Annotated in this window: 18 protein-coding genes, 1 tRNA gene and 3 rRNA genes; 3 read left to right on the forward strand and 19 right to left on the reverse strand. The window is 53.5% G+C overall.

The window, feature by feature from the left end; all coding sequences use genetic code 11:
- Window positions 1–41: 41 nt before the first annotated feature.
- The 8 genes from rrf to pepQ form a co-directional block, all read right to left on the reverse strand.
- Window positions 42–157: ribosomal RNA gene (rrf, locus tag EHV07_RS22015) — 5S ribosomal RNA — on the reverse strand.
- Between the two features lie 221 nt (window positions 158–378).
- A 23S ribosomal RNA gene (locus tag EHV07_RS22020) occupies window positions 379–3,288 on the reverse strand.
- A 217-nt stretch (window positions 3,289–3,505) separates the two neighbouring features.
- Window positions 3,506–3,580 (reverse strand) — tRNA-Glu (locus tag EHV07_RS22025).
- An 89-nt stretch (window positions 3,581–3,669) separates the two neighbouring features.
- Window positions 3,670–5,210, reverse strand: a 16S ribosomal RNA gene (locus EHV07_RS22030).
- Together the 16S, 23S and 5S rRNA genes with 1 tRNA gene alongside form the textbook arrangement of a ribosomal RNA operon.
- 414 nt (window positions 5,211–5,624) lie before the next feature.
- Window positions 5,625–6,158 carry a menaquinone-dependent protoporphyrinogen IX dehydrogenase gene (gene hemG / locus EHV07_RS22035; protein WP_147200229.1) on the reverse strand — a complete coding sequence of 178 codons (534 nt, stop codon included), beginning with the start codon at window positions 6,156–6,158 and terminating at the stop codon, window positions 5,625–5,627.
- A 17-nt stretch (window positions 6,159–6,175) separates the two neighbouring features.
- Window positions 6,176–7,627, reverse strand: a complete 1,452-nt coding sequence (gene trkH / locus EHV07_RS22040) for a Trk system potassium transporter TrkH (protein WP_147200230.1) — start codon at window positions 7,625–7,627, stop codon at window positions 6,176–6,178.
- 118 nt (window positions 7,628–7,745) lie between these two features.
- Window positions 7,746–8,357 carry an IMPACT family protein gene (locus EHV07_RS22045; protein ID WP_147200231.1) on the reverse strand — a complete coding sequence of 204 codons (612 nt, stop codon included), beginning with the start codon at window positions 8,355–8,357 and terminating at the stop codon, window positions 7,746–7,748.
- Window positions 8,357–9,688: a Xaa-Pro dipeptidase gene (pepQ, locus tag EHV07_RS22050; RefSeq protein ID WP_147200232.1), complete on the reverse strand. Its 1,332-nt coding sequence runs from the start codon at window positions 9,686–9,688 to the stop codon at window positions 8,357–8,359. The genes EHV07_RS22045 and pepQ overlap by 1 nt, the downstream gene beginning before the upstream one ends.
- A 179-nt stretch (window positions 9,689–9,867) precedes the next feature.
- Here pepQ and fadB point away from each other — a divergent pair, with 179 nt between their 5' ends.
- A complete protein-coding gene (gene fadB / locus EHV07_RS22055) occupies window positions 9,868–12,054 on the forward strand; it encodes a fatty acid oxidation complex subunit alpha FadB (protein ID WP_147200233.1) in 2,187 nt (728 codons plus the stop codon).
- Window positions 12,055–12,064: 10 nt separating this feature from the next.
- Complete coding sequence (gene fadA / locus EHV07_RS22060; RefSeq protein WP_147200234.1) at window positions 12,065–13,228, forward strand: acetyl-CoA C-acyltransferase FadA; 1,164 nt, start codon at window positions 12,065–12,067, stop codon at window positions 13,226–13,228.
- Between the two features lie 55 nt (window positions 13,229–13,283).
- Here the strand turns inward: fadA and fre are convergent, their stop codons facing one another.
- Window positions 13,284–13,985, reverse strand: coding sequence for an NAD(P)H-flavin reductase (fre, locus tag EHV07_RS22065; RefSeq protein WP_147200235.1), 702 nt, complete (start codon window positions 13,983–13,985; stop codon window positions 13,284–13,286).
- A 21-nt stretch (window positions 13,986–14,006) separates the two neighbouring features.
- Window positions 14,007–15,509, reverse strand: coding sequence for a 4-hydroxy-3-polyprenylbenzoate decarboxylase (gene ubiD / locus EHV07_RS22070; RefSeq protein ID WP_147200236.1), 1,503 nt, complete (start codon window positions 15,507–15,509; stop codon window positions 14,007–14,009).
- Between the two features lie 292 nt (window positions 15,510–15,801).
- Between ubiD and rfaH the strand changes: the two genes are divergently transcribed.
- Window positions 15,802–16,290 carry a transcription/translation regulatory transformer protein RfaH gene (gene rfaH / locus EHV07_RS22075; protein WP_147200237.1) on the forward strand — a complete coding sequence of 163 codons (489 nt, stop codon included), beginning with the start codon at window positions 15,802–15,804 and terminating at the stop codon, window positions 16,288–16,290.
- Window positions 16,291–16,319: 29 nt separating this feature from the next.
- Here the strand turns inward: rfaH and tatD are convergent, their stop codons facing one another.
- The 9 genes from tatD to udp form a co-directional block, all read right to left on the reverse strand.
- Window positions 16,320–17,114 carry a 3'-5' ssDNA/RNA exonuclease TatD gene (gene tatD, locus EHV07_RS22080; protein WP_147200238.1) on the reverse strand — a complete coding sequence of 265 codons (795 nt, stop codon included), beginning with the start codon at window positions 17,112–17,114 and terminating at the stop codon, window positions 16,320–16,322.
- A gap of 68 nt (window positions 17,115–17,182) precedes the next feature.
- Window positions 17,183–17,941, reverse strand: coding sequence for a Sec-independent protein translocase subunit TatC (tatC, locus tag EHV07_RS22085; RefSeq protein ID WP_147200239.1), 759 nt, complete (start codon window positions 17,939–17,941; stop codon window positions 17,183–17,185).
- A 2-nt stretch (window positions 17,942–17,943) separates the two neighbouring features.
- Window positions 17,944–18,594, reverse strand: coding sequence for a Sec-independent protein translocase protein TatB (gene tatB / locus EHV07_RS22090; protein ID WP_147200240.1), 651 nt, complete (start codon window positions 18,592–18,594; stop codon window positions 17,944–17,946).
- Window positions 18,595–18,597: 3 nt separating this feature from the next.
- Window positions 18,598–18,843 carry a Sec-independent protein translocase subunit TatA gene (gene tatA, locus EHV07_RS22095; RefSeq protein ID WP_147200241.1) on the reverse strand — a complete coding sequence of 82 codons (246 nt, stop codon included), beginning with the start codon at window positions 18,841–18,843 and terminating at the stop codon, window positions 18,598–18,600.
- Window positions 18,844–18,950: 107 nt separating this feature from the next.
- Window positions 18,951–20,588, reverse strand: coding sequence for a ubiquinone biosynthesis regulatory protein kinase UbiB (ubiB, locus tag EHV07_RS22100; protein WP_147200242.1), 1,638 nt, complete (start codon window positions 20,586–20,588; stop codon window positions 18,951–18,953).
- The gene (locus EHV07_RS22105; protein ID WP_147200243.1) at window positions 20,585–21,190 is read right to left on the reverse strand and encodes an SCP2 domain-containing protein; all 606 of its coding nucleotides are present in this window, start codon (window positions 21,188–21,190) and stop codon (window positions 20,585–20,587) included. Before EHV07_RS22105 ends, ubiB begins: the two co-directional genes overlap by 4 nt.
- Before the next feature lie 12 nt (window positions 21,191–21,202).
- Window positions 21,203–21,958 (reverse strand): bifunctional demethylmenaquinone methyltransferase/2-methoxy-6-polyprenyl-1,4-benzoquinol methylase UbiE, encoded by a 756-nt coding sequence (gene ubiE, locus EHV07_RS22110; RefSeq protein ID WP_147200244.1) that lies wholly within the window; start codon window positions 21,956–21,958, stop codon window positions 21,203–21,205.
- A gap of 74 nt (window positions 21,959–22,032) precedes the next feature.
- The gene (rmuC, locus tag EHV07_RS22115) at window positions 22,033–23,565 is read right to left on the reverse strand and encodes a DNA recombination protein RmuC (protein WP_371419656.1); all 1,533 of its coding nucleotides are present in this window, start codon (window positions 23,563–23,565) and stop codon (window positions 22,033–22,035) included.
- A 205-nt stretch (window positions 23,566–23,770) separates the two neighbouring features.
- The gene (gene udp / locus EHV07_RS22120; RefSeq protein ID WP_147200245.1) at window positions 23,771–24,532 is read right to left on the reverse strand and encodes a uridine phosphorylase; all 762 of its coding nucleotides are present in this window, start codon (window positions 24,530–24,532) and stop codon (window positions 23,771–23,773) included.
- Window positions 24,533–24,630 lie beyond the last annotated feature (98 nt).

Here is a 24,630-nt window from a genome sequence, read left to right on the forward strand (position 1 = left end):
AAAAAACCCTGACCGTGAGGTCAGGGTTATCGCAATTTGATGCCTGGCAGTTCCCTACTCTCGCATGGGGAGACCCCACACTACCATCGGCGCTACGGCGTTTCACTTCTGAGTTCGGCATGGGGTCAGGTGGGACCACCGCGCTAAAGCCGCCAGGCAAATTCTGTGCTCTGTCCTGTGTCTTTCGCTCCGTGGCCGCGTTGGCCGCGCTTGTAAAGTCAGTCACATACTTCAGTATGCTCCTTCCTTCACGGCACTTGCCGCCTTGCCACAAAGCAAAATCCCACGGACCGGGGTCCGCAGAACAGATAAATCTTTATCCGGTTCAAGCTGAAAATCTTTGCGTCTCTCCACGCTACAGAACGCTTCTGGCGTTGTAAGGTTAAGCCTCACGGGTCATTAGTACCGGTTAGCTCAACGCATCGCTGCGCTTACACACCCGGCCTATCAACGTCGTAGTCTTCAACGTCCCTTCAGGTGGCTTAAAGCCACAGGGAGAACTCATCTCGAGGCAAGTTTCGCGCTTAGATGCTTTCAGCGCTTATCTTTTCCGCACTTAGCTACCGGGCAGTGCCATTGGCATGACAACCCGAACACCAGTGGTGCGTTCACTCCGGTCCTCTCGTACTAGGAGCAACCCCTCTCAATTCTCCAGCGCCCACGGCAGATAGGGACCGAACTGTCTCACGACGTTCTAAACCCAGCTCGCGTACCACTTTAAACGGCGAACAGCCGTACCCTTGGGACCTACTTCAGCCCCAGGATGTGATGAGCCGACATCGAGGTGCCAAACACCGCCGTCGATATGAACTCTTGGGCGGTATCAGCCTGTTATCCCCGGAGTACCTTTTATCCGTTGAGCGATGGCCCTTCCATTCAGAACCACCGGATCACTATGACCTGCTTTCGCACCTGCTCGAGCCGTCACTCTCGCAGTCAAGCCAGCTTATGCCATTGCACTAACCTCACGATGTCCGACCGTGATTAGCTGACCTTCGTGCTCCTCCGTTACTCTTTGGGAGGAGACCGCCCCAGTCAAACTACCCACCAGACACTGTCCCCACGCCGGATCACGGCGCCAGGTTAGAACATCAAACGTTAAAGGGTGGTATTTCAAGGTTGGCTCCACGCAGACTGGCGTCCACGCTTCAAAGCCTCCCACCTATCCTACACATCAAGGCTCAATGTTCAGTGTCAAGCTGTAGTAAAGGTTCACGGGGTCTTTCCGTCTTGCCGCGGGTACACTGCATCTTCACAGCGAGTTCAATTTCACTGAGTCTCGGGTGGAGACAGCCTGGCCATCATTACGCCATTCGTGCAGGTCGGAACTTACCCGACAAGGAATTTCGCTACCTTAGGACCGTTATAGTTACGGCCGCCGTTTACCGGGGCTTCGATCAAGAGCTTCTCCTTGCGGATAACCCCATCAATTAACCTTCCGGCACCGGGCAGGCGTCACACCGTATACGTCCACTTTCGTGTTTGCACAGTGCTGTGTTTTTAATAAACAGTTGCAGCCAGCTGGTATCTTCGACTGGCTTCAGCTCCGGGAGCAAGTCCCTTCACCTACGCGCCAGCGTGCCTTCTCCCGAAGTTACGGCACCATTTTGCCTAGTTCCTTCACCCGAGTTCTCTCAAGCGCCTTGGTATTCTCTACCTGACCACCTGTGTCGGTTTGGGGTACGATTCTGTGTTACCTGATGCTTAGAGGCTTTTCCTGGAAGCAGGGCATTTGTTACTTCAGCACCGTAGTGCCTCGTCATCACGCCTCAGCCTTAAAGAGTTCCGGATTTGCCTGGAACTCAAGCCTACACGCTTAAACCGGGACAACCGTCGCCCGGCCAACATAGCCTTCTCCGTCCCCCCTTCGCAGTAACACCGAGTACAGGAATATTAACCTGTTTCCCATCGACTACGCCTTTCGGCCTCGCCTTAGGGGTCGACTCACCCTGCCCCGATTAACGTTGGACAGGAACCCTTGGTCTTCCGGCGAGCGGGCTTTTCACCCGCTTTATCGTTACTTATGTCAGCATTCGCACTTCTGATACCTCCAGCAGACCTCACAGTCCACCTTCGACGGCTTACAGAACGCTCCCCTACCCAACAACGCATAAGCGTCGCTGCCGCAGCTTCGGTGCATGGTTTAGCCCCGTTACATCTTCCGCGCAGGCCGACTCGACCAGTGAGCTATTACGCTTTCTTTAAATGATGGCTGCTTCTAAGCCAACATCCTGGCTGTCTGTGCCTTCCCACATCGTTTCCCACTTAACCATGACTTTGGGACCTTAGCTGGCGGTCTGGGTTGTTTCCCTCTTCACGACGGACGTTAGCACCCGCCGTGTGTCTCCCGTGATAACATTCTTCGGTATTCGCAGTTTGCATCGGGTTGGTAAGCCGGGATGGCCCCCTAGCCGAAACAGTGCTCTACCCCCGAAGATGAATTCACGAGGCGCTACCTAAATAGCTTTCGGGGAGAACCAGCTATCTCCCGGTTTGATTGGCCTTTCACCCCCAGCCACAAGTCATCCGCTAATTTTTCAACATTAGTCGGTTCGGTCCTCCAGTTAGTGTTACCCAACCTTCAACCTGCCCATGGCTAGATCACCGGGTTTCGGGTCTATACCCTGCAACTTAACGCCCAGTTAAGACTCGGTTTCCCTGCGGCTCCCCTATACGGTTAACCTTGCTACAGAATATAAGTCGCTGACCCATTATACAAAAGGTACGCAGTCACCCTGATAAATCAAGGCTCCCACTGCTTGTACGTACACGGTTTCAGGTTCTGTTTCACTCCCCTCGCCGGGGTTCTTTTCGCCTTTCCCTCACGGTACTGGTTCACTATCGGTCAGTCAGGAGTATTTAGCCTTGGAGGATGGTCCCCCCATATTCAGACAGGATATCACGTGTCCCGCCCTACTCATCGAACTCACAGTAAGTGCATTTTTGTGTACGGGAGTATCACCCTGTACCCTGCGACTTTCCAGACGCTTCCACTAATGCACAAACTGATTCAGGTTCTGGGCTGTTCCCCGTTCGCTCGCCGCTACTGGGGGAATCTCGGTTGATTTCTTTTCCTCTGGGTACTTAGATGTTTCAGTTCCCCAGGTTCGCCTCGCAACACTATGTATTCATGTTGCGATGATGCACCGTAGTGCACCGGGTTTCCCCATTCGGGTATCGTCGGTTGTTGCGGTTCATATCACCTTACCGACGCTTATCGCAGATTAGCACGCCCTTCATCGCCTCTGACTGCCAGGGCATCCACCGTGTACGCTTAGTCACTTAACCTCACAACCCACAAGCGTCCCGAAAGACACTGCTGTTGTAAGCATTTGAGAGACTCGAACACATCGTTTTGTTTACCCTTATTACGGAGGTTAAACACGACGTGTCGTTTCAATTTTCAGCTTGTTCCGGATTGTTAAAGAGCAAATATCTCAAACGTAGCTCGTAAGCCAGTTTTGAGATACTTTGTGGAGACACCTTTCACCTGTCACCAAGCAAGTGGCGTCCCCTAGGGGATTCGAACCCCTGTTGCCGCCGTGAAAGGGCGGAGTCCTAACCGCTAGACGAAGGGGACACGGATAGTGTCACGACTTCGCAGCCGTCTTGCTCTAACGTTTCTATCAGACAATCTGTGTGAGCACTGCGCGGGAAGGTATCTTCAGGTAAGGAGGTGATCCAACCGCAGGTTCCCCTACGGTTACCTTGTTACGACTTCACCCCAGTCATGAATCACAAAGTGGTAAGCGCCCTCCCGAAGGTTAAGCTACCTACTTCTTTTGCAACCCACTCCCATGGTGTGACGGGCGGTGTGTACAAGGCCCGGGAACGTATTCACCGTGGCATTCTGATCCACGATTACTAGCGATTCCGACTTCACGGAGTCGAGTTGCAGACTCCGATCCGGACTACGACGCACTTTATGAGGTCCGCTTGCTCTCGCGAGGTCGCTTCTCTTTGTATGCGCCATTGTAGCACGTGTGTAGCCCTACTCGTAAGGGCCATGATGACTTGACGTCATCCCCACCTTCCTCCGGTTTATCACCGGCAGTCTCCTTTGAGTTCCCACCATTACGTGCTGGCAACAAAGGATAAGGGTTGCGCTCGTTGCGGGACTTAACCCAACATTTCACAACACGAGCTGACGACAGCCATGCAGCACCTGTCTCACGGTTCCCGAAGGCACTAAGGCATCTCTGCCAAATTCCGTGGATGTCAAGAGTAGGTAAGGTTCTTCGCGTTGCATCGAATTAAACCACATGCTCCACCGCTTGTGCGGGCCCCCGTCAATTCATTTGAGTTTTAACCTTGCGGCCGTACTCCCCAGGCGGTCGACTTAACGCGTTAGCTCCGGAAGCCACTCCTCAAGGGAACAACCTCCAAGTCGACATCGTTTACGGCGTGGACTACCAGGGTATCTAATCCTGTTTGCTCCCCACGCTTTCGCACCTGAGCGTCAGTCTTTGTCCAGGGGGCCGCCTTCGCCACCGGTATTCCTCCAGATCTCTACGCATTTCACCGCTACACCTGGAATTCTACCCCCCTCTACAAGACTCTAGCCTGCCAGTTTCAAATGCAGTTCCCAGGTTAAGCCCGGGGATTTCACATCTGACTTGACAGACCGCCTGCGTGCGCTTTACGCCCAGTAATTCCGATTAACGCTTGCACCCTCCGTATTACCGCGGCTGCTGGCACGGAGTTAGCCGGTGCTTCTTCTGCGGGTAACGTCAATTGCTGAGGTTATTAACCTCAACACCTTCCTCCCCGCTGAAAGTACTTTACAACCCGAAGGCCTTCTTCATACACGCGGCATGGCTGCATCAGGCTTGCGCCCATTGTGCAATATTCCCCACTGCTGCCTCCCGTAGGAGTCTGGACCGTGTCTCAGTTCCAGTGTGGCTGGTCATCCTCTCAGACCAGCTAGGGATCGTCGCCTAGGTGAGCCATTACCCCACCTACTAGCTAATCCCATCTGGGTTCATCTGACAGCGAGAGGCCCGAAGGTCCCCCTCTTTGCTCTTGCGAGGTTATGCGGTATTAGCTACCGTTTCCAGTAGTTATCCCCCTCTGTCAGGCAGATCCCCAGACATTACTCACCCGTCCGCCACTCGTCACCCAAGAGCAAGCTCTCTGTGCTACCGTTCGACTTGCATGTGTTAGGCCTGCCGCCAGCGTTCAATCTGAGCCATGATCAAACTCTTCAATTAAAAGTTCGATTTGCTGCAACAAGTGCAGCGATGCTCAAGTGTAAAACGTCATAATGAATTTTCATTATGTGTTCACTCTTAAGACTTGATATTTTTTGACACCCGAAGGTGTCTGATATCAATCCTGCGAGTGCCCACACAGATTGTCTGATAAATTGTTAAAGAGCGTTGCGAGCAGTGCTTTCGCTTCCTGTCGCGAGGTGGCGTATATTACGCTTTCCTCCTTCAGAGTCAACTTCTTTTTGGGAAGTTTTTCTCCGGCGATTCAGCTTCCTGAACCTCCTGAACCGGCGGGCTGTAAGCCGTTGTGCCCTCTCAGTGGTTGCGCATTATAGGGAGTTCTCGCCGGCTGACAAGTGTTTATTACAAATAAATGACTGACAGCCTCTTTTTTCAACAAAGCGGCTCTTTTGCCTACACTTTGCCTGATAATGCAGCAAATTCATGGGTAAAACGACCCACCTGTTCCCAATCCGTATACTCAACTTCTTTACTGGCATCGGTCTCGCCGCCGGTCATACGCATAATAAGCTGAATCATAATGCGATCGAAGAAGCCGTAACGTGGATAACGCAGCGCTCCGGCAAAGACAGCGCAGCATTCTGGCTGCCATGGCGAAGCCAGCAGGAACTTACGTGTATAGGCATTGGTCTGCGGCGTGCGTTTTTCTGGTTTTCGGGCAGTAAGGTTAACCGAGAAGAATCCCGAAGGTCGCTTACTGAGTTCATTAAGATGCTGTTTTACAAATTTCTCCACCTTTGGATGGAAGTGACCATAGCGAATTGAGGCGCCTATCAACACGCGATCGTACTTAGTCCAGTCAACAGCATCAGCATGCAGGATGTTCATTACATCGCACTCCTGCTGCTCTTTCAGCTTGTTCGCTATATAAGAGGCGATTTCGCGAGTTTGCCCATCGCGGCTGGAATAAAGGATTAACGCTTTCATATAACATTCAACCTAAGTTATTCGCGCCAAAAAGTTGGCGTAAACAGGACTAACAGCGTAAAGACCTCAAGGCGACCAAACAACATGGTCAGGATCAAAATCCATTTCGCCGTATCATTCATAGTAGTGAAGTTGTCCGCTACTACGCCCAGCCCTGGGCCCAGATTATTTAATGTCGCCGCCACTGCGGCAAAGGCAGAAAAGTCATCCACGCCCGTTGCAATGATTGCCAGCATGCTTAGCAGGAATACCAACGCATAAGCGGAGAAGAATCCCCATACGGCTTCGAGGATACGTTCCGGTAACGCTCGCTGCCCCAGCTTTATGGTATAGACGGCATTAGGATGCACCAGGCGCTTCAATTCGCGCGAGCCCTGTTTGAACAGCAGCAAGATACGGATTACCTTCAGTCCGCCACCGGTCGACCCTGCACAACCCCCAATAAAAGCCGAACAAAGGAGCAGTACCGGCAGGAAGAGTGGCCAACGCGCAATGCTGTCCGTGGTAAAACCTGCGGTGGTCGCCATTGATACTACCTGGAAGAACGCCTGGTTAAGTGTCTGCATCCCACTTTGATAAACGTTGTGAAACCAAAGTACCAGCGTACAGATGACGACCAGCGTAAGCTGTACGCCGATAAACATCCTGAATTCCGGATCGCGCCAGTAAACGCGTAAATTACGGCCGCTTAGCAGCGTGAAATGCAGACCATAGTTACAACCGGAGATCAGCAGGAAGACAGCAATAATAGTATTGATTGTCGAGCTATGGAAAAAGCCGATGCTGGCATCGTGCGTAGAGAATCCGCCAATAGCGATAGTAGAAAAGCTATGACCAATGGCATCGAACAGTGGCATACCCGCCAGCCAGAGCGATATGGCGCATATGACCGTCAGCAGCACGTAGATGAGCCATAAGGTTTTCGCCGTTTCGGCGATACGTGGCCGCATCTTATTGTCTTTTAATGGACCCGGCATTTCCGCACGATAAAGCTGCATACCCCCAACGCCCAGAATCGGCAGGATAGCCACCGCCAGCACGATGATCCCCATCCCGCCCAACCATTGCAGCATTTGCCGGTAGAAAAGAATGGCTTTTGGTAAAGAGTCCAGCCCCACCAGCGTCGTGGCGCCCGTGGTCGTCAGGCCGGAGAAAGATTCAAAAAACGCGTCTGTCACCGAAAGATTGGGATGTTCAGCAAAGATAAACGGCATGGCCCCTACGCTGCCCAGAACGGTCCAGAACAGTACGACAATCAGAAAGCCTTCCCGGGGTTTCAGCTCGCTTTTTTGTTTGCGGTTAGGCCACCACAGCAATGAGCCAATCAGCAGCGCCATAAAGAAGGTCTGGGTAAAGGCACGCCCGGCGCCGTCACGGTAGATCAACGCCACCAGCCCCGGAACAATCATCGTTCCCGAGAACAAAATGACCAGTAAACCCACAATGCGGGTAATGGCACGAAAATGCATGCAGCCGTTCCTTTCCTGACAGTATGTATGTTTGACGGGGATCCTGATGCGTTCTCCCCGACGGGATAAATGTTGCCTGCGGCGAGTCACGCCTGGATTAACGCTGTTTAATCAGTAGCTACCTGACTGGGGTCAGATGCAGCGTCCCTCTGCTGAAATCCGTAAGATTTTGCGTAAAGCCAGCAACCTGGGCATGCGGTAAGGCCAGCGTCAGCGAAACGCACTGTAAGAACTCGCTGTTCAACATAACTCCCTGAAAACGCGCAACCATTCTTTCTATTTCAGCCAGCTGCGCATAGTCCACGGAGAGCGTAAACGTCAGCATTGGCACCTTCTGCTGGCGAGGCAAGCCTTTCAATGCCTGCTGCACGCCACCGCCATAGGCTTTAACCAGCCCACCGGTCCCCAGCTGAATGCCGCCATAATAGCGTACGACTACGGCTGTAATTTCGCCGATGTTGTTTCCCATTAGCTGAGCAAGCATCGGTTTCCCTGCGGTCCCGGAAGGTTCGCCGTCATCCGAAAATCCAAGCTGTTGCGAATCCGCAGGTGCGCCTGCCACCCAAGCCCAGCAATGATGCCGGGCAGAAGGATGCTCACTTTTGATCTGCTGAACGAAAGCGCGTGCCGCCTCAACGCCATCAGTATGCGCTAACAGCGTAATAAAGCGGCTTTTTTTAATTTCCTCGCTGAAGCTGAAAAGCCCGGCGGGGATGTCGTAAGCGTCCATTAGTCCAGCTTCAGATCCCGGGTCATATTTTCCACGCCCTGCTCACGGATGATCACGTTGTCTTCAATACGAATCCCGCCGTAAGGCTTCAACGCATCAATTCGTGCCCAGTCGAAATGCGGGCTGAACTTCCCTTCGCGCCATGGTGCAAGCAGGGATTCAATAAAGTAGATGCCCGGCTCGATAGTCACCACCATACGAGGTTCCAGGATCCGCGTGCAGCGCAGGTAAGGATATTGCTGTGGCGCAGCCAGATGTGTACCGCTGTCGTCCTGCATAAAGCCAGCGACATCATGTACCTGTAATCCCAGAGGATGGCCCACGCCATGCGGCATAAACGGCCCGGTCAGATTCTCCGCGACCATGGCCTCTTCACTGAGGCCTTTCACCAGTTGATGTTTTAGCAGCAGCTTCGCAATACGCTGATGCATTTGCTGATGATATTCGGTGTAACGTACGCCCGCCTTCAGCGTAGCTATCAGCGCCAGCTCCTCGTCATTCATATCGCGAATGAGCTGAGCATACTCACTGTCGCCATGCGCCGCATACGTTCGCGTTAAGTCTGCCGCGTAACCGTTATATTCGGTACCCGCATCAATCAGGAAGCTGCGTGACTGTTCAGGAGGCAAATGGTCGAGTTTAGTGTAGTGCAGGACAGCAGCATGCTCGTTCAGGGCAATGATATTGCCGTAAGGCACATCAATATCGCGGTGTCCGGTCGCGCTGAGATACGCAACGTTGATATCAAATTCGCTCATGCCAGAAAGGAAGGCTTCTTTCGCCGCCCGATGACCGATCACCGCCGTTTTTTGCGCTTCACGCATGCAGTACAGTTCGTAATCCGTCTTATATGAGCGATGATAATGCAGGAAATCAATGGCCCCTTTCGGGTTGATCTGGTCGGCTTTGATGCCAAGCTGCAAGGCACGTTCAGGCGTGGGTCCGATATAAGCAACATTCTGCCGTTGAGCAGGAAGCAGGTGTCCAATCTCGGCGGCGTTTTTCAACGCCACAATCTCGATCTCATCCGTCCAGAAACTTTGCGGCAGCGGTTCTACGTTATGCCAGTAATCGACAGGTGAATAAAACCAGAGTTTAGGCTTGTTGACGCCATCCACCCACAGCCAGCAGTTCGGCACGCTGGTCACCGGCACCCAAGCTTTAAACTGCGGGTTAACCTTAAACGGATAGTCATGGTCGTCCAGGAAAACCGTCAAGAGTTCCCCGGAGTGGATCAGCATCGCATCCAGTTCAAAGCGTGCCAGTACCTGTTGTGTCCGCGCCTGTAATGTCTTGATATGGTCCTGATAAAGGGCGCCCAACGATTCCATAATTCTGCCTCCACGTTATCACCAAAGTGAGCGCATCTTATCACGGCCTGCGGTTTTGCGACGCCTGTGATCTTGCCTGCAAATAAGCAAAGTCTGGTTTGCAAATAATTAACATAAATTCCACACTCTCGATCATCTGGTATGACCAGATTCCCTTAGCATGGCTTCAGGAGATGATTATGCTCTACCAAGGCGAGACCCTGACCTTGAACTGGCTGGACGATGGCATTGCGGAACTCGTTTTCGACGCGCCCGGCTCGGTCAACAAGCTGGATACCCGAACCGTCGCCAGTCTCGGTGAGGCGATTGCAGTGCTGGAGCAGCAACCATCGCTGAAAGCGCTGCTGCTGAGCTCCCGCAAACCTGCATTTATTGTCGGTGCTGATATCACAGAGTTTTTGTCACTGTTCACGGCCCCTGCCGAAAAACTGACGCACTGGCTGGGCTTTGCAAACAGTATTTTTAACCGGCTTGAGGATTTACCGGTCCCCACGCTTTCCGCCATTCAGGGCTACGCACTGGGCGGCGGCTGCGAATGCGTGCTTGCTACGGATTTCCGCATTGCCACGCCGGATGCCCGCATTGGCCTGCCTGAAACCAAACTTGGCATTATGCCCGGTTTTGGCGGCTCTGTTCGCCTGCCGCGTCTGTTGGGTGCCGATAGCGCATTGGAAATCATCGCGGCGGGTAAAGATTTGGATGCGCAAAAAGCGCTGGCCGTAGGTCTTATCGATGCGGTCGTATCAGCCGATAAATTGCATAATGCGGCCATCGCCATTTTGCGTGAGGCAATTGCCGGTAAGCAGGCGTGGCGCGAACGTCGCCAGCCAAAGCTTGAACCGCTAAAACTGAGCAAAACAGAAGCCGCGATGTGTTTCACTATCGCCAAAGGCGTGGTGCTGCAAACGGCTGGAAAACATTATCCGGCACCGCTCAAGGCGGTAAATACAATCGCAGCCGCGGCGACAATGCATCGCGATGATGCGCTGAAGCTGGAAACCGCGGCATTCGTGCCGCTGGCTCGTTCTGATGAAGCCCGTGCGCTGGTTGGCATTTTCCTTAACGATCAGGCAATTAAAGCCAAAGCCAAAAAGCTGACGCGTGATGTGGAAACGCCAAAACAGGCTGCCGTTCTCGGCGCTGGCATTATGGGTGGCGGTATCGCTTATCAGTCGGCAAGTACAGGCGTGCCGGTGATCATGAAAGATATCAGCCCCGCCTCGCTGGAGCAGGGAATGAAAGAGGCCGCCAGGCTGCTGAACAAACAGCTTGAACGCGGAAAAATTGATGGAATAAAGCTGGCTGCCACTCTTGGCGCCATCCAGCCCACGCTGAGCTACGAGAGTTTTGGCCGGGCCGATATCGTTATAGAAGCCGTGGTGGAAAATGCCAATGTGAAAGCCTCAGTGCTGGCTGAGACCGAACATCATCTGCAACCGGGCGCGATTCTGGCTTCCAATACGTCAACCATCCCAATTAGCCAGCTCGCTAAATCGCTGACGCATCCTGAAAACTTTTGTGGCATGCACTTCTTCAATCCGGTGCATCGGATGCCGCTGGTTGAAGTGGTTCGCGGCGAACAAACCTCAGACACGACGCTGGCAAAAGTGGTCGCCTGGGCCAGCAAAATGGGCAAAACGCCAATTATCGTCAACGACTGTCCGGGCTTCTTTGTTAACCGTGTGCTGTTCCCCTATTTTTCTGGCTTCAGCCTGCTGCTGAGGGATGGCGCGGATTTTCGACAAATCGATAACGTCATGGAAAAACGCTTTGGCTGGCCGATGGGTCCGGCCCGGCTGCTGGACGTGGTGGGTATGGATACCGCTCATCATGCTCAGAGCGTAATGGCCGAAGGCTTTCCGCAGCGCATGAAAAAAGAATACCGCGACGCCGTGGATGTGCTGTTCGACGCAAAACGCTTTGGGCAAAAAAACCAGTTCGGCTTTTACCGCTGGGAAACTGACAGCAAAGGCAAATCTTTGCCAAAAGCCGATCCGGCGGTCGATGAACTCTTGAAAAGCGTCTGCCAGCCGCAGCGCGAATTCCGTGATGAAGAGATCATTGCGCGCATGATGATCCCGATGATCAATGAAGTCGTGCGCTGCCTTGCAGAAAACATTATTGCATCACCCGCAGAAGCGGATATGGCACTGGTTTATGGATTAGGTTTTCCTCCTTTCCACGGTGGAGCATTCCGTTACCTGGACACGCTCGGTAACAGCCAGTTTGTGCATATGACAGAACCTTTCCAGTCGCTGGGCGCACTCTACCAGGTTCCTGCGTTGCTGGCTGCAAAAGCGCAGCATGATGAAAGCTGGTATCCACAGGCAGAACCGATCGGTGCTGCCATCCTGAAAACGGCGTGAGGGAAAGAAAATGGAAAGAGTTGTCATTGTTGATGCCGTTCGCACGCCAATGGGTCGTTCCAAAGACGGCGCTTTTCGCCACGTTCGTGCGGAAGATCTTTCTGCGCATCTGATGCGTGCATTATTAAGCCGTAATCCGGCACTGCCGGAAGAAAGCCTTGACGATATTTACTGGGGCTGTGTCCAGCAAACGCTTGAGCAGGGATTCAACATTGCCCGTAATGCCGCTTTGTTGGCGGAAATTCCTCACCACGTTCCGGCCACCACCGTTAACCGTCTTTGCGGTTCGTCAATGCAGGCGCTGCACGACGCCGCACGTACCATTATGGTTGGCGATGCCGGCGCGTGTTTGATCGGCGGCGTTGAACACATGGGGCATGTACCCATGAATCACGGCGTGGATTTTCATCCTGGCTTAGGGAAAACCGTCGCCAGAGCAGCCGGCATGATGGGACTGACCGCAGAAATGCTGGCGCGCAAGTATCAAATTAGTCGGGAGATGCAGGACGAGTTCGCCGCCCGTTCGCACCAGCGAGCCTGGGCTGCAACCCTGGCCGGTCAGTTCGCCAGCGAAATCGTACCGACCAGCGGCCATGATGCCGATGGCATACTTAAACGCTATGAGATAGATGAAGTAATCCGCGCGGAAACGTCAGTTTCTACACTTGCCGCCCTGCGGCCCGCTTTTGACCCGGTAAACGGTACGGTAACAGCGGGCAGTTCTTCGGCGCTGTCAGACGGCGCTGCGGCCATGTTGCTGATGAGCGAAACCCGCGCGCGTGAGCTGGAATTAAAGCCTCGAGCCTGGATTAAAGCCATGGCGGTGGTGGGCTGCGATCCTTCAACGATGGGGTTCGGCCCTGTTCCGGCGTCAAAACTGGCATTAAAGAAAGCCGGACTGGACGTCAGTGATATTGGCGTATTTGAATTTAACGAAGCTTTTGCTGCACAGGTTCTGCCCTGTATTCAGGAACTGGGTCTGATGGACGAGCTGGATAATAAAGTAAACCTGAACGGCGGCGCGATAGCGCTCGGCCACCCGCTGGGCTGCTCTGGCGCAAGGATCGCCACGACTTTATTAAATCTGATGGAGCGACGCGACAGCCAGTTTGGTCTGGCAACGATGTGCATTGGCCTGGGGCAAGGGATAGCGACAATATTGGAACGAGCCTGAGAGAAGTGTCCGAACACAAAGCGATAACTGGGGCAGCACTCTGCCCCAGTGATTGTCAGATGAAGGCAAAAGCATCGCCAAACATGTGATCTTCTTTCGCGCCACGCTCGGCACAGAAACGCTCGCGGGCGATTTTTGCCATCTCAAAGCGTCCGGCAATATAGATGTCGTGGTCGCCCAGGCTGGCGTAATCATTCATGACGGCCGTCAATACCGTACCGTTGCGCCCTTCCCAACCCGGCTCCGGCTGCTCAACAACAGGAATAATTTTCAGGTTAGGATGCTTCACCGCCAGCGCTTCCAGCTCATCCATATCATAAAGGTGCTTCAGCTCGCGGCCGCCCCAATAGAGCGCAATATCGCGATCGGGCTGCTGTGACAGCGCGGTAAGCAGAATAGAGCGGGCATAGGAGAAGCCTGTTCCGCCCGCGATCAGTACCAGAGGACGATCGCTCTCTTCACGCAGCCACGCATCACCATGAGGAATATCCACGGTGATGGTACGCTGTTCCTGAATACGTTCCATTACCGCCATCGCATAGAGGTTCAGCTCCGAAGCGCCAATATGCAATTCGATAATGTCTTTTTCCATCGGCGTTGAGGCCAGCGAAAACGGGCGCTTGTCGCGCTCATCCATCACTACCATCAAATACTGACCGGCCCGGAAGCTGAAATCAGCTTCAGGCACCATGCGGACTCGGTAAACGGTATCGGTTATTGCCTCTACCGAGATCACTTTACAGCTTAACGTTGTCATGCGTTCCCTCTGTCGGGTCGGTTATTTGCCGGGCGCAGTTTTGCGCGTGGGCGTCTCACTGAAGATGCCTAGTTCATCCCAGATCGCATCGATCCGGGCCGTAACGGCAGGATCTTTACGAATCGGGCGGCCCCATTCACGGTGGGTTTCCCCCGGCCACTTATTGGTCGCATCCAGCCCCATTTTTGAACCCAGGCCAGAAACTGGCGACGCGAAGTCCAGATAATCGATCGGCGTGTTTTCCACCAGAACCGTGTCCCGGGCCGGATCCATTCGGGTGGTAATGGCCCAGATCACATCATTCCAGTCGCGCGCGTTAACGTCATCATCACAGACGATAACAAATTTGGTGTACATAAACTGCCGCAGAAAAGACCAGACGCCCATCATTACGCGTTTCGCGTGCCCGGCGTACTGTTTTTTTATGGTGACAACCGCAAGGCGATATGAACACCCTTCCGGCGGCAGATAAAAATCAACGATTTCCGGGAACTGTTTTTGCAGAATCGGGACAAAAACTTCGTTCAGCGCCACACCCAATACGGCAGGTTCGTCCGGCGGACGGCCCGTATAAGTTGAATGATAAATGGCATCGCGACGTTGCGTAATATGCGTCACGGTGAATACCGGGAAATTGTCTATTTCATTATAGTAACCGGTGTGGTCGCCATAGGGCCCTTCGGGCGCCATCTCGCCTGCCTCAATATAACCTTCAAGCACGATTTCGGCGCTGGCGGGAACTTCCAGATCGTTAGAAATACACTTTACGACTTCCGATTTCGTGCCGCGCAGCAGGCCAGCAAACGCGTATTCGGAAAGCGTATCAGGAACCGGCGTAACGGCACCAAGAATAGTCGCCGGGTCGGCACCAAGCGCAACAGAGACCGGGAAGCGTTCGCCGGGATGCTGCTGTGTCCATTCCTGAAAATCCAGCGCGCCGCCGCGATGGGAAAGCCAGCGCATAATCAGCTTGTTCTTACCAATCACCTGCTGGCGATAGATACCCAGATTCTGCCGCTCTTTATGCGGGCCACGGGTGACGGTCAGGCCCCATGTGATGAGCGGCGCGGCATCTTCCGGCCAGCATTTCATCACCGGAATACGGGTCAGGTCGACCTCTTCCCCCTGCCAAACTTGTTGCTGACAGGGTGCATCCCGCAGGCGCTTCGTCGGCATATTTAATACCTGCTTCCACTGCGGCATCTTATCGAAGAAGTCCCGGAATCCACGCGGCGGTTCGGGTTCTTTCAGGAAAGCAAGCAGCCGGCCTACGTCACGTAACGCGGTGACATCTTCCTGTCCCATGCCCAGTGCAACGCGGTCCGGCGTACCGAACAGATTGCACAGAACCGGCATGCTGTATCCCTTAGGATTTTCGAATAACAACGCCGGCCCGCCAGCCCGCAGGGTGCGGTCAGCGATTTCAGTCATTTCCAGATCGGGATCGATCTCTTGCGTAATGCGTTTTAATTCCCCGCGCTGCTCCAGCAGAGAAAGGAAGTCGCGTAAGTCGTGGTATTTCATGACTTCTCATCAATACGGTCAGTGAATCGGCCATTATAGGGAGGATTAAGGCATGTTGCTTAGTTTTTCGCGGCAGGATGCGGGACGCATCAGGAAAACAAAACAGATTCAGAAACGCATTCGGGAAGAAAGGCGCGATATCGATCCGATCATTACTACAGTAAATAAGCGCATCATCTTAATACTTCCTGTTACGGAAATGCATCATTAGCCCCTGACTGGCCCGCTTGTCGCTATAACTCTCCCGGCAATTTTGTTATTCTTAGCGCCCCTGTAATTGCAAAGTGACGTTATGGAATCCTGGTATTTACTTTATTGCAAACGTGGTCAGATGCTTCGCGCGAAAGAACACCTTGAGCGTCAGGCGGTGCATTGCCTCAGCCCCATGATTGCCTTAGAGAAATTGGTGCGCGGCAAGCGAACCCAGGTGAACGAACCGCTGTTTCCGAATTATCTGTTTATTGAATTCGATCCGGAAGCGATTCACACCACAACGATTAGCGCAACGCGCGGCGTCAGCCATTTCGTTCGCTTTGGCAGCCTGCCTGCTACTGTGCCGCAGGATGTGATCGTAGCGTTACAGACCCAACCCATTGAAACGCTGCCCGATCCCGAGCTTCCTCAGCCAGGCGACAGAGTATTGATCACCGCAGGCGCGTTTGAAGGGTTGAAAGCGATCTTTACCGAGCCGGATGGCGAAGCGCGCTCAATGCTGCTGCTGAATCTGCTGAATAAACAAATCGTTCGCAGTATGGACAACAAGCAATTTCAGAAGCTCTGACAGTTCCGCTTCGTCTGCTGGCATTGACCTTATCCAGCCTGATTAGCCAGGCGGAACAGCTCACGGGCGTTGCGGTCGCACTGCTGCCCTAATGCCGTCATCTCTTCACCGCGTAACACGGCTACCTGTTCAACAATGTGCGGTAAAAAGCATGGCTCGTTACGGCGCGTGGCGGGTCTGGGCCGCATATCACGCGGCAGCAGATAAGGCGCATCCGTTTCCAACAGCAAGCGGTTTTGTGGTATCAACGGCATCAGCTCACGCAGTTCTGTTCCGCGACGCTCATCGCATACCCAGCCTGTTATTCCAACGTAAAGCCCGGCCGCCAGGCAAGCTTCCAGTTCTGACCTGGTGCCGGTAAAGCAGTGTACGACCGCGCCGGGCAGTTTTGGCAGCCATGGCGTCAGGATGGCCATAAACCGTTCATGGGCATCGCGGCAATGAAGAAAGACCGGCAAATTCAGCTCAGCAGCCAGTTCAAGCTGTGCATTAAAGGCATAAGCCTGCTGCTCCGGTTCGCTGATGTTACGATTAAAGTCCAGGCCACACTCACCAATCGCCACCACTTCCGGGCTTGCAGCCAGTCGTTTCAGCGTTGATGCCGTTTCCCGGGACCATTCGCTGGCATGATGAGGATGGACGCCCGCGGTCGACCAGCAATAGCCGGGGCGACGCGCGGCCAGGCTGCGTGCCTGCTGGCTTTCCAGCGCATTAGTGCCGGTAATCAGCAAGCCGGTCACGCCTGAGTCAATCGCACGTTTAACGACCTGGTCGCGATCTTTTGCGAACTGCGTGCTGGTCAGGTTAACCCCAATATCAAACATAGTGTTTTCCAAACAGTAACCGCCCTTTCGGGCGGTTATTTAAAAATCCAGGCAGAGCACAGATATCGCTATTCTGAGCCAGCATCTTCCGGTTCGTTGTCCTCGCGACGTTTGCCGACGTAAAAGCGAGAGAAGTACATCCCCACTTCAAACAGGCAGTACATCGGGATTGCCAGAAGCGTCTGAGATAAGACGTCGGGTGGCGTCAGGAGCATGCCCACCACAAAAGCGCCTACCAACACATAGGGACGTTTCTTCTTCAGCTCTTCGGGTGTTGTCACACCGGTCCAGCACAGCAACACAATGGCAATCGGCACTTCAAAACAGACACCAAACGCCATAAACAACGCCATCACGAAATCAAGATAGTTGTTGATGTCAGTAGCGATCTGTACGCCCTGCGGCGCCGTCTTGGCAAAAAAGCCAAAGGCCAACGGAAAGACAACAAAGTAGGCGAAAGCCATCCCTACATAGAATAGGAATGAACTGGAAAAGAGCAGCGGCACCACCAGCCTGCGTTCATGACGGTACAGCGCAGGCGCAATAAAAGCCCACACCTGGTGAAGGATCACCGGCACGGCAAGGAACACCGAGACAATCATCGTCAGCTTAATGGGCGCGAAAAAGGGCGAGGCCACATCGGTCGCAATCATGCTGGCACCCGCAGGCATCTGTTTGATTAGCGGCGCTGAGACCAGCTGGTAGATGTCATTAGAGAAGTAAGCCAAACACAAAAAAATGGCGACGACAGCAATAATACAGTTCAGCAAACGCTTACGCAGTTCAATCAGATGACTGATAAGCGGTTGGGTATCTTCAACAGCCATGTTTAACGTTCATCGCTCGGTTGAGTAGTAGAAACAGGCGCTCGGCTGGACAGAACTGCCGCTTCGCCTCTCGTTGCCTCGTCCGCTTTAACCACAGCCGACGCCGCAGGTTTCTGAGCCGGCGCGCTGGCTGCCTCAGAGACATGTACCACCGGCTTGCTTGTAGCCTGCGGGCTCTGGTCTGACGCAGGGGTCGCTGCCTCAGGGGTCTGGGCCTGCTCAGAAGTTGTCGGCGCCTGCACAGGAGCACTGGCCTGATGGTCGGCCTCAGATGGCGTTACGCCCTCATGAGAGTCTTCAGGGTTTTTTACTATCGGATTATGAATGGTATTCGCTTCGTCATCGGCTTTCTCATGATCGCCCAGATAGGAGCGTTTCATCGATTCTGCCGACTGCCTGAGCTCTTCCATGGACGCTTTCAGCTCGGGAGAAAGGCTATTTTTGCTCGCCTCTTCCACTTTCTTCAGGCTGTCCTGCAGCTCCTGTAGCTTAAGTTCCTGAGCCAGTTCGTTTTGCACGTTACTGGCAAGCGCACGCAAAGCGCGGATCCAGCCGACTACGGTTCTTACCGCCACAGGTAAACGCTGAGGGCCCAGCACGACCAGTCCGATAACGAACACCAATATCAGTTCACTAAAGCCTATGTCGAACACGGTTTATACCTTGTCGTTCTTAACGTCTTCTTTTTTCGCTTCTGTCTGCTGTTTGTCCGCCACTCTGGCATTGAAATCAGCATCATTAGCATGATTTTTTTCTTTCTCGTCGTCATCGCTCATGGCCTTTTTAAAGCCTTTTATTGATGAGCCGAGGTCGGAACCCAGACCACGTAACTTATTGGTACCGAAGAGGAGAACAACGATTACGGCAATAATTAACAATTGCCAGATACTGATACCGCCCATGTTTTTGCCTCTGAATGTTAGTTGTAAGAGCACCGCAGTATATAACAGCTTAAACCACGCTGACGATGCTCAAGCCCTCGCCAGCGCCTGTTTACCTTTTATGACAATCAGCCCGTTTTTCGCCACCCGATCAGCCAGCCTACAATACCGCCAGCAATCATCGCCGCAGACAACAAATCCCATTCAGGTCTGGTCAACAAGATTGCCGTGCCGCTCAACAGCAGCGTGGCGCCAATACCAAACAGGTAACGCGACTGATGCTGCCGGACACGTTCGCCTTTCAGATCGTTAGCCAGCCTGTCGACACTGTGTTGCAGATGCTTGTGCTGCTTGAGACTGTCATAAAACAGCTCGGGCAGTTCCGGCAATTTCTCCGCCCAGTACGGCGCTTTTTCTTTCAGTGCACGCACGATGGCCGGAATACCAATCTGATCCTTAATCCAGTCTTCCAGGAACGGCTTAGCGGTTTTCCACAAATCCAGCTGCGGATAAAGCTGTCGTCCGACCCCTTCAACATACAGCAAGGTTTTCTGTAGCAAAACCAGCTGCGGCTGCACTTCCATATTGAAGCGACGAGCCGTATTGAAGAGATTCAGCAGCACATGACCAAAAGAGATCTCCGCCAGCGGTTTTTCGAAGATCGGTTCGCAAACGGTGCGAATCGCAAATTCAAAATCTTCGACGTTAGTATCCAGCGGCACCCAGCCTGAATCCACGTGCAGCTCGGCAACCTTACGATAGTCGCGGTTGAAGAAAGCAATAAAGTTTTCAGCAAGATAGCGCTTATCTTCTTTGTTCAGCGATCCCACAATACCGCAGTCGATACCGATATATTGCGGATCTTCCGGGTGGTCATAGCTGACGAAGATATTGCCGGGATGCATATCGGCATGGAAAAAGCTGTCGCGGAAGACCTGAGTGAAGAACACCTGCACGCCACGTTCAGCCAGCAGCTTCATGTTTACGCCATGCTGTTCCAGCTGAACAACGTCTGAAATGGGTATGCCGTAGATACGTTCCATGACCAGCATTGTTTCACTGCAATAGTCCGAGTAGATTTCCGGTACGTAAAGCATTTTGCTGCTGTCGAAATTGCGGCGCAGCTGAATGGCGTTCGCCGCTTCACGCAGCAGGTTCAGTTCGTCAATCAGCGTTTTTTCATAATCGGCAACCACTTCCTGTGGACGCAGACGCCGCCCGTCAGGCAGCAAGCGAGGCACCCACCGCGCCATGCGATTAATCAGTTTCATATCCGCTTTGATGACCGGCAGGATATCCGGGCGGATAACCTTAATGACCACTTTTTTGCCCGTTTCTCTTAGCGTCGCGGTATGTACCTGCGCAATTGAGGCGGACGCCAACGGCGTGATCATAAAGTCGTCAAAGTGAGTTTCAACCGGGCAACCCAGCGACAGCTCAATTTGCTGTTTGGCCAGGACGCCATCAAACGGCGCGACTTTGTCCTGCAACATAGCCAGCTGATCGGCAATATGCGGCGGAAACAGATCGCGACGTGTGGACATCATCTGGCCAAATTTGATCCACACCGGGCCGAGCTGCTCCAGCGCCAGACGCAGACGTTCGCCCAGTGCCTGCGAAGTGTGCAGGTTTGGCATCCAGAACAGGCTCTTACGCCACAACCGCAACGGCAATGCCAGCCGGGTTTTAGGGATCAGTTCATCGAGACCGTAATTGAGGAAAATGCGGATAATAAAATAGAGACGACGTATTTCTCCGAGGGTCATTTGCCCTCCAGCTTGTTGAGGCGGGTTTCAAGTTCAGACAGCTCACGACAGGTCGCGTCCACTTCTTCAGCAAACCAGGCCAGTTCAAGGTTGCCGGGTGCCAGGCGCCACTCTTCCGTGAGCGCCTGGCTCAGATAGCTCTGCTTACGTTCAACATCACCGCGCACAAGCTGCAATCCCCGGCGGGCGAACTGGCTGATACCCTGAGCGGCAATATCGCCGATCCAGGGCGCGAGGTATTCAGCAGGATCGAGTTCAGCCAGATCGATCAGCGCAGAAAACTGCTGGACTACCTGCAAATCGCCTTCCACCTCCAGTTCACCGCTACGGATCAAGCTGGTCAGTTGCTGACGATCGCGTAGCTTGCGCAGCGTAGCTAAACGGGTTTTCACCGTACAATCCGGGGTATCGCTCCAGGTGCCCAGCACGTCGACCTGTTTTTCGCTGAAGATAAACACCAGCGGCTGCTTTAGTTCAGACAGCTCAATCGCCAGGGTTTTACCATTCAGGCGCTGACGCGCCGCTTTCAGCCCGCGATCGCGATATAGAACCTGGTTGAGTGCTGTTTCCAGCCCCGCGGTTAACAGCGGCGTTAAAGTCATTCGCTATCCTGTTTAAAACTTGAATCCGCGGTGCAATGCGACGATGCCACCGGTGAGATTATGATAGGTGGTGTTCTCGAAACCGACGTCATCCATCATCTGCTTAAGCGTATCCTGATCGGGATGCATGCGAATGGATTCAGCCAGGTAGCGATAACTTTCGGAATCTTTAGCAACCAGCTCGCCAATACGCGGCAGGATATGGAACGAGTAAGCGTCATAAGCTTTATTCAGCGGTTCCAGAAGCGGCCTGGAAAACTCCAGCACCAGCAGGCGTCCGCCTGGCTTCAGAACGCGGAACATTGAGGCCAGCGCCTTCTCTTTTTCGGTCACGTTACGCAGACCAAAAGCGATGGTGATACAGTCAAAATGATTGTCCGGGAACGGCAGCGCTTCAGCATTGGCCTGAACGTAGCTCACATTGCCAATAATGCCGTTATTGCGCAGCTTTTCGCGTCCGACTTTCAGCATAGAGCTGTTGATATCGGCCAGCACGACTTCACCGGTTTCACCAACGAGCCGGGAGAATTTAGCGGTGAGATCGCCGGTTCCGCCAGCCAGGTCCAGCACACGTTGTCCGCGACGTACGCCGCTGCAATCGATAGTAAAACGCTTCCAGATACGGTGGATGCCGAACGACATTAAATCGTTCATCAGGTCATACTTGGCCGCAACGGAATGGAAAACATCAGCGACCATCTCAGCCTTGTCGCTTTTCGCTACCGTACGAAAGCCGAAGTGGGTGGTGTCCTTTGATTCATCTGCCATTTGTTTTGCCTGCTCTGCAATCAATTATCTGCCAAGTGTATCAGAGTCCCGCAGGCCAGGCACTGCCTTGCGGGTTATTCGTTAACGCGCGCTGCGCTGTCATCTCTGTCTGAGCCAAAGAACGGCAAATCCTCGTTATCCTCAGAATCGGATGCTTCCGCTTCTTCCGGCATCGCCTGTTCAACCAGCCGGGGGTTAATCGGCCGCTTCACTTCCACCCCGAGCTGCCGGAAGCTTTCGGTCTGCGCAATCAGATTACCCCGCCCTTCCGCCAGCTTTTTCATTGCCTGACGGTAGCTGTCCTGCGCTTTATCCAGGCTTTGCCCCATCGCCGACATATCATCGACAAACAGCCGCATTTTGTCGTACAGCTTTGCGGCTCGATCGGCAATGCGCTGAGCATGGCGGCTTTGATGCTCATAGCGCCAGAGATTGTTAATGGTTCGCAGTGCCACCAGCAGTGTGGTTGGGCTGACTAACATAATATTCTGGTTTAGCGCCTCGTTGATCAGCTCTGGCTGACGATCAATGGCGACCAAAAATGCGGGTTCGACGGGAATAAACATCAACACATAATCCAGCGAGCGTAAACCGGGCAATTGTTGATAATCTTTTCGGCTTAGCAGACGAAGATGGCCTCGCACTGCGGCAATGTGTTCGCTAACGGCGGCTTCCCGCGTCGCTTCATCTTCCGCATTGAAGTAGCGCTCGTAGGCTACCAACGTCATCTTGGCATCGATCACCACGTCTTTGCCCTGAGGCAGACGCACGATGACATCGGGCTGCATACGACCCTGTTGTTCCAGCTGAATATTGACCTGCGTTTCATATTCATGCCCTTCACGCAGGCCGGATGCTTCCAGTACGCGACTGAGAACAACTTCGCCCCAGTTACCCTGCATCTTGTTATCGCCCTTCAGCGCTTTGGTGAGGTTAATGGCCTCCTGCGCCATCTGCGCATTAAGCTGTTGCAGATTGCGGATTTCATGGGAAAGCGTATGCCGTTCACGTGCTTCCTGGCCGAAACCGTCCTGCACCTGCCGACGAAAACCGTCCAGCTGTTCACGCAGCGGTGCGATAAGTCCATGCAGGCTTTGACGATTTTGCTCATCAACGCGTCGGTTGCTGTTTTCAAAAATGCGGTTAGCAAGATTTTCGAACTGCGTATTGAGCCGCTGCTCGCTGTTCACCAACAGACGCTGCTTCTCCTCCGCAGCCATCCGGGTCTCTTCAAGGCGGATAGTGACTTCTCGCAGCTCAGCTTCCTGGGCGCTGTTGATCTCCAGCTGATTACGGAGTTCACGCGTCAGCTGTTCCGTTTCGCTGCGCCAGTGGTCGAGGTGGTGAAGCTTTTCCTGCGCGGCTGAAAGCGCCCCATGCAGCTGTCGCAGCTCAAGCTCATTTTGCTTTTGTGACTGCTGCTCCGTGGCCAGCTGGTGGAGTAAGCGGTCTCGCTCCTGCTGGAGCTGTTCGGCCGACTGCATCAGCAGCTGGCGTGCCGTTTCCTGTCTGGCCAACTGCTGTTGGTTCATGAACCAGGCAATGATCCAGCCGGCCAGTAAACCCGCCAGACCAAGACAAACGCTGTAAGTGAGGGTCGCATCCACGCGGTTTCTCCTGCGCAATCTTAACTACGGCAAAAGGTAGAGGCGCACTGTATGAATGTCCAGACAAAAAGCAGGATGCAACGATGCGGAAAAGGATTTCATTGAAAACAGGAAGGCGTCTCGTAGAACTTAGACGACGGAGGCAGTGACACTTATCAGGCCTCCTTTGAGCGCAACCTGCAACAGACTGCGCTCGCTAAAACGTTTATATCAGACGGCGTGCGGCATCAACCACGATACGTACCGCATCGCTTTCGGTTTTCTTCATCGTCTCTGCATCCGGGATCTCTTTCTGAGTACGGTTAACGATGACGCCAGCCACCATACCGGCACGTAACCCCTGGCTGGCGCACATGGTCAGTAAGGTGGCAGATTCCATCTCATAATTCAGCACGCCCATTTGTTGCCACTCTTTCATGGAGTTTTGGAAACGACTGACTACACGTCCGGAGAAAGTGTCGTATCGCTCCTGTCCAGGATAAAAAGTGTCAGAAGAAGCGGTAATGCCGATATGCGTTGTCGCGCCAGCCTCTTTTGCGGCGGCAACCAGTGCGGTTGTGCAGGCAAAGTCAGCTACGGCGGGGAATTCCAGCGGCGCAAAGTGCAGGCTGGCACCATCAAGGCGGACGGAACCTGTCGTAATCAGCACATCACCGACACTAATTTCAGGCTGGATCGCCCCAGTCGTCCCCACGCGCAGGAATGTACGGATGCCAAGCTGCGCCAGTTCTTCAACAGCGATTGAGGTTGATGGGCCACCAATGCCGGTGGAGCAAACGATCACCGGTTTGCCTTCAATTTCAGCACGCCAGGTGGTGAATTCACGATGCGAGGCCAGATGAACGGCGTTGTCCATCAGCGCGGCAATTTTTTTCACCCTTTCCGGGTCGCCCGGCACAATGGCCAGTGTAGCGCCCTGTAAATCTGCTCGTGTTAAACCCAGGTGAAAAACGTCTGACTCTGCCATAGCAAGCTCCTGTACGGGAAAGGCGGCATATTAGAAACCGCTACATTAACGTAACGCAGCGCCAAATAGTGTGAGTAACTTCACCACAGATAATGAAA

This window comes from Pantoea sp. CCBC3-3-1 (genome assembly GCF_007981265.1).
In the GTDB taxonomy this organism is placed as follows: Bacteria; Pseudomonadota; Gammaproteobacteria; order Enterobacterales; family Enterobacteriaceae; genus Erwinia.

Bases quoted from the DNA above. Each gene is read 5' to 3' on its own strand.
- hemG (WP_147200229.1), bottom strand. From the start codon at position 6,158: ATGAAAGCGTTAATCCTTTATTCCAGCCGCGATGGGCAAACTCGCGAA.
- trkH (WP_147200230.1), bottom strand. From the start codon at position 7,627: ATGCATTTTCGTGCCATTACCCGCATTGTGGGTTTACTGGTCATTTTG.
- EHV07_RS22045 (WP_147200231.1), bottom strand. From the start codon at position 8,357: ATGGACGCTTACGACATCCCCGCCGGGCTTTTCAGCTTCAGCGAGGAA.
- pepQ (WP_147200232.1), bottom strand. From the start codon at position 9,688: ATGGAATCGTTGGGCGCCCTTTATCAGGACCATATCAAGACATTACAG.
- fadB (WP_147200233.1), top strand. From the start codon at position 9,868: ATGCTCTACCAAGGCGAGACCCTGACCTTGAACTGGCTGGACGATGGC.
- fadA (WP_147200234.1), top strand. From the start codon at position 12,065: ATGGAAAGAGTTGTCATTGTTGATGCCGTTCGCACGCCAATGGGTCGT.
- fre (WP_147200235.1), bottom strand. From the start codon at position 13,985: ATGACAACGTTAAGCTGTAAAGTGATCTCGGTAGAGGCAATAACCGAT.
- ubiD (WP_147200236.1), bottom strand. From the start codon at position 15,509: ATGAAATACCACGACTTACGCGACTTCCTTTCTCTGCTGGAGCAGCGC.
- rfaH (WP_147200237.1), top strand. From the start codon at position 15,802: ATGGAATCCTGGTATTTACTTTATTGCAAACGTGGTCAGATGCTTCGC.
- tatD (WP_147200238.1), bottom strand. From the start codon at position 17,114: ATGTTTGATATTGGGGTTAACCTGACCAGCACGCAGTTCGCAAAAGAT.
- tatC (WP_147200239.1), bottom strand. From the start codon at position 17,941: ATGGCTGTTGAAGATACCCAACCGCTTATCAGTCATCTGATTGAACTG.
- tatA (WP_147200241.1), bottom strand. From the start codon at position 18,843: ATGGGCGGTATCAGTATCTGGCAATTGTTAATTATTGCCGTAATCGTT.
- ubiB (WP_147200242.1), bottom strand. From the start codon at position 20,588: ATGACCCTCGGAGAAATACGTCGTCTCTATTTTATTATCCGCATTTTC.
- EHV07_RS22105 (WP_147200243.1), bottom strand. From the start codon at position 21,190: ATGACTTTAACGCCGCTGTTAACCGCGGGGCTGGAAACAGCACTCAAC.
- ubiE (WP_147200244.1), bottom strand. From the start codon at position 21,958: ATGGCAGATGAATCAAAGGACACCACCCACTTCGGCTTTCGTACGGTA.
- udp (WP_147200245.1), bottom strand. From the start codon at position 24,532: ATGGCAGAGTCAGACGTTTTTCACCTGGGTTTAACACGAGCAGATTTA.